Genomic DNA, 15,995 nt, shown 5'->3' with positions numbered 1-15,995 from the left:
GATACGGTCGGATCTGGAGACAGCATGGGGCCCTGCACCTTTCAGGCAGATGGTGACCAAACGGCAGGTGAACGGCGTGCTCTTGCGGAGAAATCGGGCTGAAAAGGGATTCAAATCCGGGTGACGACCGGCTACGCAACCCGGGGACCAGATGCTCCAGGACCTTCTAACAATCTATTCTGTATCTGCTTACAGAAACGAATGCGTAGCCGGGAAGAGCGAAACGCGACCCGGGCGACTATTCGATAGAGCCGGGTTTCGCTGAAATGGAAGGGAGGGCACCCGATGCGGGATCGGGTTCGCCCGGGGGTGAACCCTCCCCACATAAACCACCCGACCATGAGTGCATTTCCACCTCTGGCTCCCGCTCGTCTTAGCGCTGAACGATCCCCGCGGAAGGGACAGCGACGGCCACGTACATCTCGCCGCCGTACGCGGACGGACGGCGGCCCACGATGCGCGGCGGCGTAAGCCCCGCGTCCGCAACCAGATCCACCAGCCGCGCGAACGGGACGGGATGCGGAACCCAGCGGCTCGCGGACCGGTTCTCGTACTCGATGACGACGAGCCGCCCGCCGGGACGCAGGTACGACGCCCCCAGCGTGACCATCGCCGGCTGGTCGCGGACGAAGTGCAGCGCGTTGGCCATGAGGATGCCGTCCAGCGGCGGCAGCGGCAGGCGACGCGTGAAGTCTGCGTGATGGACGTGGATGCGCGGACCCGCCGTCGGGGCGTCGTCGCGGAGGGTACGCAGCGCGCGGGCATCCGCGTCCACGGCGTGGATCTCCGCGTCCGGTCCCAGCAGCGTGGCCAGCGCGCGGGTAAAGGTGCCCGTGCCCGCGCCCAGGTCCGCCCAGCGCGCCGACGGGGCGGGCTTTACGGCGGGGCGCAGCAGGTCGGCGGCGTCGCGGTCGTTCATCAGAGCAAGTGTTTACGCAGGAACGAGATGCGCGCAATCTGCGTGGTTGGGCGCGCGAAGGCCATCCCGGCGGGATGAAAATTCCTCTTGCGAACCCCCTTGACATCCGACAGGGGGCCCGTTAGACTGGCGTCCATCGGGAGTCGCGTCCCTCATCGGCAGGCCGTTCCGGACCATGGGTCCGGTGGCTCGCCGGGCCTTCATCAGGAGGCCTGAGGCACGCGGCTCCTTTTTTGTTTTTGCCCCTTGGGGCACATCGACCACGACGAACCGGACCGACGAGAGACACGACGATGCACGTCCACGCCAACGCCACCCCGGAGCGCACGCAGGCGCCCGCGCAGATGCTGCGCGGCGTGGCCGGCTCATGCGCGCCCCTGGCGGGCAGCGTGGCGCCATCGCGCGTGCTGCGGCGTCGCAGTCATCGAGGTTTGGGCAGCACCACGCGCGTGAACGAGTCGGGCTCGTCGCGAAAGTGGATCCGTGGGTTGGATCGGGATTTCGGAAACTCCGTGGGAGGGAAACCGGTGTAGGCGCGTACGCGCTTTCCGGCCCAGGGTCGCCCGTGCAAGGCGCCCTGCCCTCCCGACGGCATTCGGGAAGGCAGGGCGCCTTTCCCGTTGCAGGCACCGGCAAGGCGACAGCCATGGGCCGGGACTGTTTGACAACTCGGGTACTGGTCGAGAACAGACACGCAGTCCGCGTGGAAACCCGCCGGGGCCGTGAGCGCCGGCCTGGCGAACGCGACTCCCTTGCCGTGCGTCTTGCGCGCCCCGTGCGGGGCTCCACGCGGACTGCGAAAACAAAGTGCGAGAGTGCGAAAGTGCGAAAGTGCGAGAGTGCGAGAGTGCGAAAGCAGGTGAGCGCACGAACGGGCTTTCACGTGAAGGTAGAAGCTCATAAGCACTTCGAAGGACGATACATCTGCGCCCGTAGCTCAACTGGATAGAGCGCCGGATTACGGATCCGGAGGTTGGGGGTTCGAATCCCTCCGGGCGCATCAACTACAACAACGCAGGGATGCCCGAGCGGCTGAAGGGGCTGGTCTGCAGAACCAGCGGCGCAATGCCCACGCGGGTTCGAATCCCGCTCCCTGCTCTGTTGCTCGGAGGTAAACCGTAACTGAAAGCGGGCCCCGCTGTAGACGGGGTGCCCCTGGGCTCGGGGGTTCAAGTCCCTCCCTCCTGGAAGCGATCCGGCTGGATGAGGAGCCGGTCCCGAAAACCGGTAGCACGCCTCGGGCGTGTTGCGAGTTCGAGTCTCGCCGCTTCCTCTGCCCCACTTTCGCACTTTTTCTCACGGAGGGGTCCGCCTGCCGGCACGGGCAGCGGTTTGCTAAACCGTAGACGCCTGAGCGCGTTTCGTGGGTTCGAATCCCACCCTCTCCGCTTTCTCGTCGACACCATTCATCCTGAATCAGAAAGGAGCGTCATGAGCACGTTTCGCGTGGAAGTCACGCGCATCGACGAGGTCCTGCCCCACCCCAACGCCGACCGGCTGGAGCTGGTGCGCATCCGCGGCTGGAAGGCCGTGGCCGCCAAGGGCACCCACGCCGCGGGCGAGCCCGTGGTCTACATCCCCCGAGGACGCCGTGGTGCCCCCGGAGGTGCAGGAGGCGCTGGGCCTTGCGGGCAAGCTGGCCGGCAAGGCGAAGAACCGGGTCAAGGCCATCCGCCTGCGCGGCGAGCTGTCGCAGGGGCTGCTGATGCCGATGGAAGTCTTTCACGCGCTGGCCGGCACCGACGGCGCCGAGCCGGGGACGGACGTGGCCCAGGCGCTGGGCATCGTGAAGTACGAGGAGCCCATCCCGGCGCACCTGGCCGGGCGGGCCAACCCGTGGCCCGCGTGGATGCACAAGTACACGGACATCGAGAACATCAAGAACTACCCCGGCGTGCTGCGGGACGGCGAGCCGGTGGTGTTCACCGAGAAGCTGCACGGCGCCTGCGCCGCGTACGGCATGTCGGCCGAGGACGGCGAGCTGGTGGTCGCCTCGCGCAACATCTGCCTGACCCCGGACGAGTCCAACGTGTACTGGCGCGTGGCCGCCGGGACGGGCATGGCGGAGCACCTGCGGGCGCTGCTGGCGGAGACGGGGGCGGCCACCGCGACCGTCTACGGCGAGGTGCTGGGCGTGCAGGACCTGAAGTACGGGTTCGTCAACGGCATCGTGGGGTTCCGCTGGTTCGACGTGTCGCTGAACGGGGAGTACCAGGACCACGACGGCGCCGCGCACCGGCTTCTGCTGGTGCGCGGGCTGGAGCGGGTGCCCCTGCTGTACGAGGGGCCGTTTGGCGAGGCCGTGCTGGCGGAGCACACGGACGGCGCCACCACGCTGGGCGCCGGCCACGTCCGCGAGGGCGTGGTGATTCGCCCGGTGGCGGAGCGGTACGACATCGAGTCGGACCTGGGGCGGGTGATCCTCAAGTCCATCTCGGGCGACTACCTGACCCGCACGGGTCAGGCGACGGAGTACCACTACTAGCAGGACCGGCCCGCTCCGCTTGGGAGCGGGCCGTCGTGGGGGCGTAGCTTAGCGGCCCAAAGCGCCGGACTGTCTCTCCGGAGATCGCGGGTTCGAATCCCGCCGCCCTCGCCTTTCGCACTTTCGCACTTCCTCGTGCCCACGTGCTGGAATTGGCAGACAGGCCGGTCTCAAAAGCCGGTGGCCGTTTGGCCGTGGCGGTTCAAGTCCGCCCGTGGGTACTGCACGTCCCGGTAGCTCAGATGGAGAGAGCGCCGCGTTCCGAGCGCGGAGGCCGGAGGTTCGAGTCCTCCCCGGGGCATGTTCGATGGACGTACAGGGGAATGGAGGAGCCCGGAATCCTCGCCTGCCTCGGACGCAGGAGAACGCTGGTTCAAATCCAGCTTCCCCTACTCGCAATCCGGACAACGTGTTTATTCACCGATATCGTCTGCAAAGGTATATTTCCGGACGTAGCCCGGCGCACCCCGCGCGGGGAACGCATCCCTGTCCGGAGAGGTCACAATGAAGCACTGGTTTATCCTCGCGGCGGCCGCGCTGGCCGTCGCCGGCTGCGGCGACGCGGGCAACCCCGTCTCCGCGCGCGGTTCGGAGCCCGCCCTGGCAACGGGGCCGTCGGGGCCCGTGTACACCCTCTTCACCACGCAAACGCCCGCGAGCTTCCTGAGTGCATCTCCCGGCTGGGAGGTGGGCACGCGCTTCAAGGCCACGGTGCCGGGCCGCATCATCGGCTTTCGGTTCTACCGCGCCCCGGGTGAATCCGGGACCAACCGCGCGCGCCTGTGGTCCAACGGGGGAACGCTGCTGCGCACGGCCACGCTGCCCAACAGCGGCCGCTCGGGATGGGACACGGTGTACCTCTCCAGCAACCAGCCGCGGATCGCCGCCAACACGTCCTACCGGGTGTCGGTCAACACCAACGCCCAGCAGGCCAAGACGTCCAACGCCGGATCGTTCCTGCTCATCAACGGGTCGCTGCAGGCGGACCTGAGCTACTACGGGCAGCCCACGGGCAGCATGCCCACGCAGTCCAGCAACAGCTTTTTCTTCGCGGACGTGATCTTTGTCCCCGACGGCGCCGTGCCCAACCTGTACGTGTCCTCCATCACGTACAACGCCGCGGGACCGAGCGTGTCCGTGGTCGTCTGCAACAACGGGACGGCGGCGGCGGGGGCGTCCACCACGCGCGTGGAGCACTGGTTCGGTGTGCAGTACGAGATCTTCAACCTCGCCACGCCCTCCATCTCCGTGAACGCCTGCACGACCGTGACGACGGCGGTCATCGAGCCCGGGCCGGGGACCGGGAACGACTACTACGTGGACGTGGACGACCTGGACGTGCTCTACGAGGCCGATGAGGGCGACAACCACGCCGTGGCCGAGGGACTGAGCTAGACCCACCATCGACGCACCGGCACCGGCCGGCGGCACCGGGACACGCCGTCCCGCATTTCACCCCAACCGCGCAGAACAGCCCGGCACGCGGGCGCGCGAACACAACTCACGGGAGGAGAAGGAACGGAGGTGTAGACGCATGCAGATGACCATCACTCGACCGACCCGAACCGGCTGCCTGGCGCTGAACGCGTCGTACGAGCCGCTGGTGATGCTGCCCGTCCAGCGCGCCGTGCGCCTGGTGATGGAGGGCCGCGCCGAGCTGGTGGAGGCGCACGGCACGCGGGTCATCCGCTCCGCCGGGCGCGAGATGCCGGTGCCGGCGGTAATCCGCCTGGTGCGGTACGTGTACGTGCCGCGCCGGATGCGCCGGGGCGTGACCAACACCATCCTGTTCGCCCGTGACGGCTACACCTGCGCGTACTGCGGGCGTCACCGCGACGGCCTGCGGGCGCGGGAGTTCCTGACCCGCGACCACGTGCTGCCGCAGTGCCGGTTCACCCGCCGCGGCGACGCCAACACGTGGGACAACTGCGTAACGGCGTGCAGCACGTGCAACAACCGCAAGGCCGACCGCACGCCGGCCGAGGCGGGGCTTACGCTGCGCATCACGCCCACGGAGCCGCAGTTCGTGCACCTGGAGTGGTCCGTGCGCCGTCTGACCCCGCTGCAGCGCAAGTACGTCACGCAGTTCTTTGGCGCCGACGTGGCTAACGCGCTGTAACGATTGATGTGACGCCGGAGATCGCGGAGGGCGAGTCATCTCGCCCTCCACCATCCTGCCGTACTTCCATTCGCGGATTCTTTCCAGCGGTATCATTCCGCCCTCCGCGTCTCCAGGCGAAAAAAGACCAACTGCATTCTCACGCAGAGGGAGCAGGGGCAGCAGAGTACTTCATCGCGCGACGAAGTACTCTGCGTCCTCTGCGGCTCTGCGTGAGAATTCAGTTGGTTTTTTCTTTTCTGATCAGCTGATGGTGACGTACCGCTCCAGGCGCGCCACCTCGGCATCGTCCACGTACTTGCCGATCTCGCGGCGGAACTGCTCGATGTTGCGGTACGGGCGATACTCCTCGAACTCGTGCGCCATCCGCGCGCCCACGCCCGGCACCAGCAGGATCTCCTCGCGGCTGGCCGTGTTCAGGTTCAGCGGCTTCCACAGACGGGTGTACGCCTGCTTCAGCCCGTCCTCGTTCAGCCGCGTGCTGAGCACCTTGTTCACCGCCGTCATGTCGGCGTACGGACGGCCCGCGATCACCGCGTCCGCCAGTGCCTGGTCAAAGCCGGGCACCGTCAGCAGCTGCTCGGCGGTGGCCGTGTTGGGGTCCAGGAACGTGGCGTTGGCCGGAGCCGGCGCGGCCGTCGTGTCCGCCGGGGCGGGCGTCGCGGGGGCAGCGGCGGACGGGGCCGCGCTCGTGGTGTCCGCCGCCGGCGCGGTCTCGCCGCTGTCACCGCCGCACGCGGCCAGGGAAAGCACGGCCGCCGCCGAAAGGAGCGGCAGGATGCGCTTGGTCATTCAGGTCTCCTCGGGAGATGGGGTGGATGTGGATCAGTCCGCCACGCCGCGCCGCAGCATGGGATGGCGATACGCCAGCGCCAGCCCCAGCAGCCCCAGCTGGGCCAGGGCGCCGGGCGCCAGCGCGGGGGTGGCGCCCGTGAGCGCCTCCCACAGCAGCGCGAAGCCCGTCAGCGACGGATCGCCCTCGCGCGCGAACTCGATGTTGCCGTCCATGTGAAGGTACACGCCCAGCGCGCCCGCCGCGACGAACAGCGCGCAGAGGACCCGAAAGGCGCGCAACGTGCCCCGCCCCGGCCGCATCCACACGGCCAGCGTCAGCAGCAGGCCTGTGCCCAGCGCGACGACGGGGATCCACTGCCACACGCTTTCCACGTGCTCCAGCAGCAGCAGCTCCGCCTCCAATCCCAGGATGCCGATCACCATCAGCGCCAGCAGCAGGCGCCGCAGCAGCCCGGGGTCGTCCCGCACGCTCTCGATTCCGATCTCCGCCACGTCTGCTCCGCGATCGCGATGTGATTCCGTCCCGTGATTCTGCTACAGGACGCGCGAGCGGCGCAATGTGTTAGGCCGATCATCCCCCGCCGTGCAGGGCGCGAACGACGCGGTCCGTCTCCTCGATCAGCGCGCGGGCCAGGTCCCCGGCGGGGCCCGTGCGCAGCAGGCGAAGCCCCTGCCCCGCCCACAGCGACAGCGCGTCGGCGTTCCCCGCGCGGGCGGCGGCCGTGCGCAGGGGCCGCGTGAGGGCGTTCTGGAGGGGGAACGGGAGCACCGGCGCGCCGGCCGCGTCCACGTCCGCCATGAACGCCGTGCGGATGCCCCGCGCGGGCCGGCCCGAGTACGCGCGGGTGACGGCCGTGGCGTCCTCCGTGGATTCCCGCAGGCGCGCGCGGTACCGGGCGGAGGTGCCGGCCTCGTCCGCGGCGAGAAAGGCTGTCCCCAGCTGCACGCCGGATGCGCCGAGGGCCATGGCGGCCGCGATTCCCCGCCCGTCCATGATGCCGCCGGACGCGATCACCGGCACGCGCACGGCATCCACCACCTGCGGCACGAGCGCCATCGTGCCGATCAGGGCGGACTCGAACGGGCCCAGGAACGTGCCGCGGTGCCCGCCCGCCTCGCTGCCCTGCGCCACGACGGCGTCCACGCCCGCGCCCTCCAGCGCCCGCGCCTCGTCCACCGTCGTCGCCGTGCCCAGGACGACGACGGCGCGGCGGCGCAGCTCCGCCATCACCTCCGGCGCCGGGATGCCGAACGCGAAGCTGAAGACGGGCGCGCCCGCGTCCAACGTCGCCTCCAGCTGCGCGTCGAATGGATCCGCGGGCATCGGCGGGAGCACGGGTGGATCCAGCCCCAGCACCGCGTGCCAGCGGGTCAGCACGTCCAGCATGGGACGGGGATCGTCCGCGCCCTCCGTGGCGCCGCCCGCGAACAGGTTCACGGCGAACGGCCGGTCCGTCCGCCGGCGCACCTCCGCGATGGCGCCGCGGATCTCGTCCGGCGCGAGGTACGCGGCACCGAGTGACCCAGCCCGCCCGCGTCCGATACGGCGGCCGCCAGCGCGGGCGTGGACGGCCCGCCGGCCATCGGCGCCAGCACCAGCGGATGCTCCACGCCCAAGCGCTCCGCCAGGCGACTCCACGCGTTCGTCATCCTCGTCCTCCCGAATCCGGAATCGTGCGTCCGCGCGGGATCATCTGCGTCCGCGGGGCACGATCATCCGCCGCGCCGACGCTCCCCCGCGTCCCATCATCCCCCATCCGCTCCTACCACGCCACCCCTGCCCCGCTGTCACGCTTCGCCCGGAGCGCGTAGCCAAAGCCGCCCACGCGGTACCAGCGGTAGCCGTACGCGGGCAGCATCACGCGGTGGAGGCCGTCCTCGCCCGCGTGCTGCTCGTCCTCCGTGAGCAGGCTGGACAGGTGCTCGCCGCCCTCCGCGTCCACCCGGAAGCGCGCCTCCACGGGCCGGTCGGCGAAGTTGTGCAGGACGACGACGTCGTTGCCCCGCCACGCGTAGCACAACGCCAGCACGCTGGACGAGCCCGCCGGCAGGGCCCTCCACGAGCCCCAGCCGATCTCCGGGCACTCCTTCCGCAGGCGGATCATCCCCACCATCCAGTTGAGGAGCGAGCCGGGATCACGCCGCTGCGACTCCACGTTCACGTGCGCGCATCCGAACGGGCCGTCCTCGATGACCGGCTTGACGATGGTGTCCGCCGCGGAGAAGCCCGCGTTGCGCTCGCGCGACCACTGCATGGGCGTGCGGACGGCCTCGCGCTCCTTCTGCGACAGGTCCTCGCCCATCCCGATCTCGTCACCGTAGCGCAGCACGGGCGTGCCGGGGAGCGAGAACAACAGGCTGTACGCCAGCTCCAGCCGCGCGCGGTCGCCCAGCATGCCCGCCAGGCGCCGCCGGATGCCGCGGCCGTACAGCTGCATCCCCGGCTCCGGCCCGAACCGCTCGAAGACGAGCGCCCGCTGCTCCTCCGTGAGCCGCCCCAGGTCCAGCTCGTCGTGGTTGCGAAGGAAGTGCGCCCACTGCGCGGACGGCGGCAGGGCGCGCGTGGCCTTGAGCGCCTGCGCCAGCGGCCGCGTGTCGCCCGAGGCGAGCGCGTAGAACAGGTGCTGGTTGACGAAGAAGTTGAACATCATGTGGATGCCGTCGCCCGACGTGCCGAAGTACTTCGCGTTCTCCGGCGGCAGCACGTTGGCCTCGCCCAGCAGGATGGCGCCCGCGCTGCGCCACTGCAGAAAGCTGCGCATCTGCCTGAGGTACTCGAAGTGCATGGGCACCTCGCCCCCGCTGCCGTCGTGCGTGCCCTCGATGACGAACGGCACGGCGTCCATCCGGAACCCCGCCACGCCCATCTGCAGCCAGTACCCCATGATGCGCCGCACCTCCGTGCGCACCTCGGGGTTGTCCATGTTCAGGTCCGGCTGGAAGTCGTAGAAGCGGTGGTAGTAGTACGCGCCCGCCTCCTCGTCCTTCGTCCACGTCGCCTCCTGGACGCCGGGAAAGACCATCCCCTCGTCCCACTGCTTCGGACGCTCCTTTTGCCACACGTACCAGTCGCGGTAGCGCGAGTCCGGGTCGCGCCGCGCGGACTGGAACCACGGGTGCCGGTCGGAGGTGTGGTTCACGACCAGGTCCATGAGCACACGGATGCCGCGGCTGTTGGCCTGGCTGATGAACTCCACGAAGTCACCTGGGGTGCCGTAGCGCGGGTCCACCCCGTAGAAGTCACGGATGTCGTAGCCGTGGTCGCGGTTGGGCGAGGGCTGGAACGGCCCCACCCAGACGGCGTCCACGCCCAGCGACTCCAGGTAGTCCAGCCGGCGGATGAGCCCCTCGAAGTCGCCGCACCCGTCGCCGTCGCCGTCCATGAACGTCTCCAGGTTGAGACTGTACACGACGGCGTTCCTGTACCAGAGATCCTCGATCAACCCGTGCTCCTCGCGTCCGGTGTGCGGTGGATGCACGCGATCGTGCAAGGCGGGGTCCAGCCGACGCATCGGATTGGCCCGGCGACCGGAATTCGGAATACACGTTCGCGCGGGAGATCAGGCGCGACGCCGGCGCTGCCCCGTCTCCGCGTCCGCCCCGGGCAGAGGACCGAAGCGGATTCGCAGCAGGGCCGCGAAGTTCCCGCGTTCTGATACGGGGGACGCGGGCCCGACGGGCATGAAGAAGATCATTGACCTCACCCGACGAAAAATCTACGTTTCACCCGTCTTCGATTCCTGGCGCCATCGGCACGCCCACACTCCAGTCCCCGATCCTCGCACCCGTGCCCGCACCGGGCACCACGCACCCGGTTCGTCTCCCGCTCCACCGCTACCTTCCGCCCGCCGTCTTCGCCATGCGCGGACTTCATCGGTTCTTCCACCCGTCCACGTCCCGGGGACGCGCCGCCATCGTCGCGGTGCTGGTAACGCTCGGCCTCGCCTACGGCTACGGCGCCGCGCGGGGCGACACCGCCGGGGAGCTGGAGGGCACGCTGCTCGCCCAGCGCTTCACCACCGGGCGGCTGACGAAGCAGACGGCCTGGCAGCCCTGCACGCCCGTGGATACGGCCGCGCTCGTGCCGCGCGGGGAATGCGGAGGGCAAAATCCACAAAGCCAGCGCATCACGGACCTGGCCCGCGAGGCCCGGCCTCCCGTTTCGGCCGCGGACTCCCTCGCCACCCTGCGGACAAACGCCCTGCTGGACCTTCGGTTCGCGGATACCTCCACCGTCACGCTCCGGCGCGCGGCCGCCACCCTGGAGCAGGCCGTGCTCCGCGCGCCGGAGGACGCCGGCCTGCGCAGCGAGCTGGCCGTCGCCCACCTGGCCGTCGCCGAGCGCACGCAGGACCTCGACCCGCTGCTGCTGGCCCTGGAGTCCGTGGAGCAGGCCGCGCTGCTGGATCCCCTGCGGCCCGAGATCCTCTTCAACCGGGCCCTGGTTCTCCAGCGGTTGTACCTGGTCGCCAGCGCGCAGCGGGCCTGGACGCGCTACCTGGCCGTGGAGCGCGACCGCCGGTGGCGCGCCGAAGCCCAGGGTTACGCGCGGGCGCTGGCGCAGGTGGCGGACACCGTTTCGTGGGACTCGCTGCTCACCGCGCCACCCGCACGCATGGATTCCGCGACCCGCGCCGCCATTGTCGCGCGGGTACGCCGGTCGCCCCAGGCCGCGCGTGACAGCGCGTTTACGCTGATGGGCGCCTGGGGCCGCGCGCACCTGGCGGACTCCGCCGCGCGTGCGGCGCGCCTGCTGTCCGTGGCCCGCGAGATCGGCGCGGCGGCGGTGGCCATGGACGCGGACCGCAGCATCGCGCACGCCGTCGCGGCCATCGACTCCGCCGCGGACGAGCCGGCGCGGCTTGCCACGCTGGCCCGTGGCCACGCCGCGCTGGGACAATCGTTCCAGGACTACTATGCCGCCGCCTACGAGCGCGCCGACGCGGCGGCCCGGAGCGCGGAGCGAGAGCTGCGCGGTGCACGATCACCCGCCGCCCGCTGGGCCGCGTTCTACCGGGCGGCCGCACTGATGAACCTGGGAAAGTTCACCGCGGCAGAAGGGTTGTATCGATCGGTCGCCCACGAAACGCCGTCGGACGAGCCCGCGCTGATGGGCCGGACCATCTGGGGCCGCGGTGTGAGCCGGGTGCGGCAGGGATACTACGACGCGGCCATCCAGTTCTACCGTCAGGCGGAGCCCTACAGCATCCGCGCCCACGAAGGAGAGAATCTCGCCGCCATCGCGTACCTCGTGGCGGAAAGCTATGGCCTTTTGGGACAGGTACAGGGCAGCCGGGTTGAAGGACTGCGTGGCCTGCGCCTCCTTGCACCATACCGCCGGTCCAACTTCCTGAACAACCACGTCACGACGGTCGCCAGCCTGGCGCGGAGCCAGGGCCTGAGCTACGCCGCGCACGCCTTGATGGGAGAAGTGCTGGAAATCGCCCGCTCGCTGGGAAAACCCGAGGTCGTCGCGCGAGCCTATCGAGCGGAGGCACGGGACCTGATCGTCCTGGGACAATGGACGGCGGCGCGGACAGCCCTTACCGAAGGGCTGCGCTGGGCAGACCAGCTCCCCCGGGGAGCGGGTCGCGATCGCACCACGGCCGACGTACGAATGGTGCTGGGGCAGCTTCTCACGCACGAAAACCCGCGCCGTGCGTACGCGGTGCTCCGAGACGTGGCAGCCACCTACAACTCGGTCGGCATCCAGCTACACGTGCCCGTCGCCCACTTCGAAGCCGCCGTTGCCGCCGAGGCTGCATCCGAACCGGCGCTCGCGCGGGCGCACCTCGTGACGGCGATCGAATACCTGGAACGGCAGCAGGATTCTCTCCGCAAGGTGGCGGATCGTACGGCGTTCCACGAAACGGTGGAGAACGTGTTCGACGCGGCCGTGCGCCTGGAGCTGGCCGCGGGACGGCCGGACTCCGCGTTCGCGTTCCTGGAGCGTGCACGCGCCGCGATCCAGCCCATGCTCCGGCAGGACAATGCTCACCAGGCACGCTCGGAGCGGGTCGAGATCACCCGCCTGGCCGCGGCGCTACCGCCGGACGTTCTATTCGTGGATTACGCACTGCTGGCAGACCGGCTGGCCATCTGGACAGTTTCCCGGAGAGGATGGCGTCACCACGTCGTCTCGGTCCGGCGCGACTCGGTAGCGGCCCTGGTTGAGCGCTTCCGCCAAGAGCTCGGCGAGACGAATCCGCGGAACGCGCCCGCGCGCGCCGCGCTGTACGACCTGCTGATCCGTCCCTTGGAAGGAGACCTGGGCAGCATGCGCCGGCTCACCGTCGTGCCGGACCGGGAACTGTACCAAGTACCCTTCGCGGCCCTGTGGAACGACCGCACGCGGCGGTTCGTCGTCGAGGATCTCGACGTTGCAACGGTGCCGAGCGCCGCATTCCAGATGGCCGCCGCCACCCCGGCAGGGCTGCGCCAACCGATTGTATCGGCACTCGTGGTGGGCAACCCGACGCTGGACAGCAGCGTGGCGCGACAGCTCCCTTCGCTTCCCGGCGCCGTGCGCGAGGCGCGTCAGGTCGCGGCGATGTATCCCCGCGACCGCCTGCTGTTAGAGGAGGATGCGGGACGCGAGCCGGTCCTGGAGCAGCTTTCACAGTACTCCGTTGTCCACTTCGCCGGGCATGCTGTCTTCAACAGCGCCCGCCCCGAGCTGTCGTACCTGGCGCTGGCGTCGGACAGCACGGTGTCGGGCGGAAGGCTGCCCGCGTGGGAGATCGGCGAGCTGCATCTGTCGAACGTGCAGCTGGTGGTGCTCTCCGCGTGCAGCACGCTGAGCCCGCGCCCCAGCCGCGCGGGTGCCGCGGCCGGGCTGGCGTACAGCTTTCTCCGCGCCGGGGTTCCCGCAACGGTGAGCACGCTGTGGGACGTGCACGACGATGTCACCACCCCGCTGCTGACGGACTTTCACCGCCGCTTCGCCTCGGGCGCCACCGCGCCCGAGGCGCTGCGCCAGGCGCAGATCCAGTCCCTGCGTTCCCCCCGCCCCGAGCTGCGCGCCCCCTCCGCTTGGGCGGCGTTCATCTACACGGGGCCGTAACTGAAACAGTTCATCTGAAAAGGAGCACCCTATGGCTTCATTTGAATTGCAGATCACGATTACTGGTCTAAACCTGATCTTGTTACATTTTGATAAAACACGAGCCGCGATATTGCAACCTGATTGTCGCGACGGGGTAGACCCGGCCCATGAGGACGGATCCAATGGGGTGCCGCACGTTGGGTTCCTCAGCTTCGATTCCATTTATCTCGAGCCACGCTCGTCCGAGGATGTGCTTAGAGGAGAGGTGGTCTATCGATTTGACCAAGACACTCTCGACTTGGGCTTGGACAATTCCGGACCAGTCACAGTTCCAGAGGAGTTTCCTTTCCCGGATTTCAGCAAGTTTGCACCTAAGCTTGAACTGCTGCAGGATCTTCTTCCCCCCAGAAAGGATACACCTCTCTTATTATATTCAATACTTGAGAGTGGAAACTTTATCGACAACAAAGGAGATACGACCCGAGCGATTCCACAGATTTTCGATTCCCCTCCGCAAATATACGAGCACCCGTTCCCCAATGCCGTTACATGGACACGCACGGTCGATCGAGATTCATTAGTGATCTCAATTCGGGGATTTTCAAAGGATCTCAAATCAAGGTTCACCCTGAAACCGGTGGAGGGAATAATCCGGGTGACGATCGCCAATGTCTGCTCTAACAACCCCCTCGCATGGGCGGAGTACGGAGACGCGGAGAAAGCAAAGGATGATCAGGATTTCAAATGGCTGTATCGGTTGCTGCAACATCCAGACGGTTCGTTCAAGCAGCAACTCTACGGAAGTCCATTTCCAATCCCGCGACTCGTGCATGATAGTTCATCGGGGGTGGAAAACTGCATTGGTGCCCTTCTCCGAGGTCAGACATTCTGAAAGGATGACAATGATGAGAAAGCATGTAAAAGCGGCGTGCCTCTCAAAAATTTCCGAGCGTTCGCCGGTCGCAAGCGACGCCATTGTATTCAAGGTGGGAGACCCATCGGCAGTACGGGAAGCCGTCGAGGGTTACACGCGAAACGACTCCGTCGTCAGTGGGTTGAGAGCCGCAATACGGCTGTCCGAAATATACAGAGATGCCGGGGCGGAGTTGATCCCCATTTACCCGGAGCGCGCGCTGGGTGTTATGGGCTCGGAGCAGTTTGGGTGGAAGATCGCGCTTCCTGACTGGAGTTCGCAACGGAGCGCGCTTTCCGCATACCACTTCTTGCAACTTCCTTCCTCCGACGAATTCGCAAGGGAGAACGCGCAGGTGGAGATGGAACTGCTTCGGGATCCGCTAATCCGTTTGCTTTACCATCCAGCCTTGCCTTATGTGGTTGAACCGTCCGAAGAAGACGAGGAGGAGATTTCACATCATTCAAACACATTCGATGATCCGCAATGGTTTCTTCGAGAATGTAAATTTCCGCTCGCGTGGCAAACTCTGGATCAGTCAGGGACCAGCCCAGGCCCGATCGGGATGATTGATATGGGCGGCAATGTTGGCCACCCAGACCTCGGGAATATAACAGTGTTCCCATTTGAGACGATCCCATCAACGCTATCGCATGCCAGCGGGGTTGCTGGGGTAATAGCAGCACGCAGGAACGGAATCGGTATTGACGGCTGCTGTTCCGCTGAGATACACCTCCACAACGTCGCTCCTGAAGGAGTGATCGACCGAAAAGGTGTGATCATGGCCTTAAAAGCAGTCAAATGCAAAGGCTTGCGCGTCGTCAATATCAGCTTGGAGATGGCAGAAGATCACTGCGTGCGGGATCAGATCAAGGAGTGTATCGACCAAGGGATGATTATCGTAGCCGCTATGGGTAACCGTGGTGAAAAGTCCCCGTATTATCCTGCTGCTTATCCCGGAGTAATTGCAGTCGGAGCCGTTAATAAATCAGAAAAGAGATTGTCTCTTTCCAACACTGGGTCACATATTTGGCTCTCCGCCCCTGGGTTCCGTATTCACACGATCGAAGACGCAGGGACTACCAATGATAAGCACAATGGCACTTCGTATGCCGCTGCCATGGTAAGCGCTGCAGCTTGGCTCACGTTGCGTGCCCGTCCATACTGGACTGCAACGCAGGTTAGAGACTTGCTATCGCGTGCCGTTCATCGGTCCGGGAAGTACGACACGGAGATAGGATACGGTAGGCTTGATATGGGCAAGCTTATCGAAGAACTAAAATGCACTGAACCGATACCTTGCCCGGATACACTCCGGCAACTGGAAACGCCGATCTCAACTCCCACAGGTTCGATAGTTGTTTGATCTGCCTCCCAGCGTCGGTTATAAACTTACATCGGCCAAGCGCACGGATGTTGCCGGATTGCATCCATGGATCCGCAGGAGGGTCGGACGAACACGGCGAGAGGGGCGGGATGGAGGAGCGGCGCAACCGGACGAACAGCTACCTGTGGTGGCAGCGCGGCATCGTGTACCAGGTCTATCCGCGCTCGTTCATGGACAGCGACGGCGACGGCGTGGGCGACCTCGGCGGCATCCTCGCGCGGCTGGATTACCTGCGCTGGCTGGGCGTCGACGCCCTCTGGATCTCGCCCATCTACCCGTCGCCGATGAAGGACTTCGGCTACGACGTCGCCGACTACACCGACGTGCATCCG

11 protein-coding genes, 9 tRNA genes and 2 pseudogenes are annotated in these 15,995 nt (G+C 67.1%); 17 read left to right on the top strand and 5 right to left on the bottom strand.

Features of this window, described 5'->3' with window-relative positions; all coding sequences use genetic code 11:
- Positions 1 to 373 precede the first annotated feature (373 nt).
- Positions 374 to 919, bottom strand: a complete 546-nt coding sequence (locus VFZ20_RS29280; RefSeq protein ID WP_329687506.1) for a class I SAM-dependent methyltransferase — start codon at positions 917 to 919, stop codon at positions 374 to 376.
- A 293-nt stretch (positions 920 to 1,212) separates the two neighbouring features.
- On the opposite strand from VFZ20_RS29280, the gene VFZ20_RS29275 reads away from it, so the two are divergent.
- From VFZ20_RS29275 to VFZ20_RS29215, 13 genes and pseudogenes are all read left to right on the top strand, one after another.
- Positions 1,213 to 1,452 (top strand): hypothetical protein, encoded by a 240-nt coding sequence (locus VFZ20_RS29275; RefSeq protein WP_329687505.1) that lies wholly within the window; start codon positions 1,213 to 1,215, stop codon positions 1,450 to 1,452.
- 393 nt (positions 1,453 to 1,845) lie between these two features.
- Positions 1,846 to 1,919: transfer RNA gene (locus tag VFZ20_RS29270), tRNA-Arg, on the top strand.
- Between the two features lie 14 nt (positions 1,920 to 1,933).
- A tRNA-Cys gene (locus tag VFZ20_RS29265) sits at positions 1,934 to 2,017 on the top strand.
- 7 nt (positions 2,018 to 2,024) lie between these two features.
- Positions 2,025 to 2,108 (top strand) — tRNA-Tyr (locus VFZ20_RS29260).
- Positions 2,106 to 2,192, top strand: a tRNA-Ser gene (locus tag VFZ20_RS29255). The genes VFZ20_RS29260 and VFZ20_RS29255 overlap by 3 nt, the downstream gene beginning before the upstream one ends.
- A gap of 27 nt (positions 2,193 to 2,219) precedes the next feature.
- Positions 2,220 to 2,307 (top strand) — tRNA-Ser (locus tag VFZ20_RS29250).
- A 200-nt stretch (positions 2,308 to 2,507) separates the two neighbouring features.
- A pseudogene (locus VFZ20_RS29245) lies at positions 2,508 to 3,404 on the top strand (RNA ligase (ATP)); the annotation flags it as partial.
- Positions 3,405 to 3,441: 37 nt separating this feature from the next.
- A tRNA-Asp gene (locus tag VFZ20_RS29240) sits at positions 3,442 to 3,515 on the top strand.
- A gap of 26 nt (positions 3,516 to 3,541) precedes the next feature.
- Positions 3,542 to 3,625: transfer RNA gene (locus VFZ20_RS29235), tRNA-Leu, on the top strand.
- A 6-nt stretch (positions 3,626 to 3,631) separates the two neighbouring features.
- Positions 3,632 to 3,705 (top strand) — tRNA-Arg (locus VFZ20_RS29230).
- A 16-nt stretch (positions 3,706 to 3,721) separates the two neighbouring features.
- Positions 3,722 to 3,796 (top strand) — tRNA-Pro (locus tag VFZ20_RS29225).
- A gap of 112 nt (positions 3,797 to 3,908) precedes the next feature.
- Complete coding sequence (locus VFZ20_RS29220) at positions 3,909 to 4,799, top strand: DUF4082 domain-containing protein (RefSeq protein ID WP_329687504.1); 891 nt, start codon at positions 3,909 to 3,911, stop codon at positions 4,797 to 4,799.
- A 139-nt stretch (positions 4,800 to 4,938) separates the two neighbouring features.
- Positions 4,939 to 5,523 (top strand): HNH endonuclease, encoded by a 585-nt coding sequence (locus VFZ20_RS29215; RefSeq protein ID WP_329687503.1) that lies wholly within the window; start codon positions 4,939 to 4,941, stop codon positions 5,521 to 5,523.
- Between the two features lie 243 nt (positions 5,524 to 5,766).
- Here VFZ20_RS29215 and VFZ20_RS29210 read toward each other — a convergent pair whose 3' ends face one another.
- The 4 genes and pseudogenes from VFZ20_RS29210 to VFZ20_RS29195 all read right to left on the bottom strand — a co-directional run bounded on the left by VFZ20_RS29210 (position 5,767) and on the right by VFZ20_RS29195 (position 9,761).
- On the bottom strand, positions 5,767 to 6,315 hold the full coding sequence (locus VFZ20_RS29210) for a hypothetical protein (RefSeq protein ID WP_329687502.1): 549 nt from the start codon (positions 6,313 to 6,315) through the stop codon (positions 5,767 to 5,769).
- 33 nt (positions 6,316 to 6,348) lie between these two features.
- Entirely contained in the window at positions 6,349 to 6,810 is a 462-nt protein-coding gene (locus VFZ20_RS29205) for a hypothetical protein (protein ID WP_329687501.1), read from the bottom strand.
- Between the two features lie 79 nt (positions 6,811 to 6,889).
- Positions 6,890 to 7,902: pseudogene (locus tag VFZ20_RS29200) on the bottom strand (NAD(P)H-dependent flavin oxidoreductase).
- Between the two features lie 179 nt (positions 7,903 to 8,081).
- Positions 8,082 to 9,761, bottom strand: coding sequence for an alpha-amylase family protein (locus VFZ20_RS29195; RefSeq protein WP_349264144.1), 1,680 nt, complete (start codon positions 9,759 to 9,761; stop codon positions 8,082 to 8,084).
- Positions 9,762 to 10,105: 344 nt separating this feature from the next.
- On the opposite strand from VFZ20_RS29195, the gene VFZ20_RS29190 reads away from it, so the two are divergent.
- The 4 genes from VFZ20_RS29190 to VFZ20_RS29175 form a co-directional block, all read left to right on the top strand.
- Positions 10,106 to 13,381, top strand: a complete 3,276-nt coding sequence (locus tag VFZ20_RS29190; protein ID WP_329687499.1) for a CHAT domain-containing protein — start codon at positions 10,106 to 10,108, stop codon at positions 13,379 to 13,381.
- A gap of 31 nt (positions 13,382 to 13,412) precedes the next feature.
- Positions 13,413 to 14,255, top strand: coding sequence for a hypothetical protein (locus tag VFZ20_RS29185; protein ID WP_329687498.1), 843 nt, complete (start codon positions 13,413 to 13,415; stop codon positions 14,253 to 14,255).
- Positions 14,256 to 14,265: 10 nt separating this feature from the next.
- Positions 14,266 to 15,642, top strand: a complete 1,377-nt coding sequence (locus VFZ20_RS29180; protein WP_329687497.1) for a S8 family peptidase — start codon at positions 14,266 to 14,268, stop codon at positions 15,640 to 15,642.
- 110 nt (positions 15,643 to 15,752) lie between these two features.
- A partial coding sequence (locus VFZ20_RS29175) for an alpha-amylase family glycosyl hydrolase (RefSeq protein ID WP_329687496.1) occupies positions 15,753 to 15,995 on the top strand: 243 nt, incomplete at its 3' end.

Origin of the sequence: Longimicrobium sp. (assembly GCF_036280135.1) — a bacterium.
In the GTDB taxonomy this organism is placed as follows: domain Bacteria; phylum Gemmatimonadota; class Gemmatimonadetes; order Longimicrobiales; family Longimicrobiaceae; genus Longimicrobium.
The sequence above is the reverse complement of the archived record's forward strand: the minus strand, read 5'-3'. Positions and strand labels throughout refer to the sequence as shown.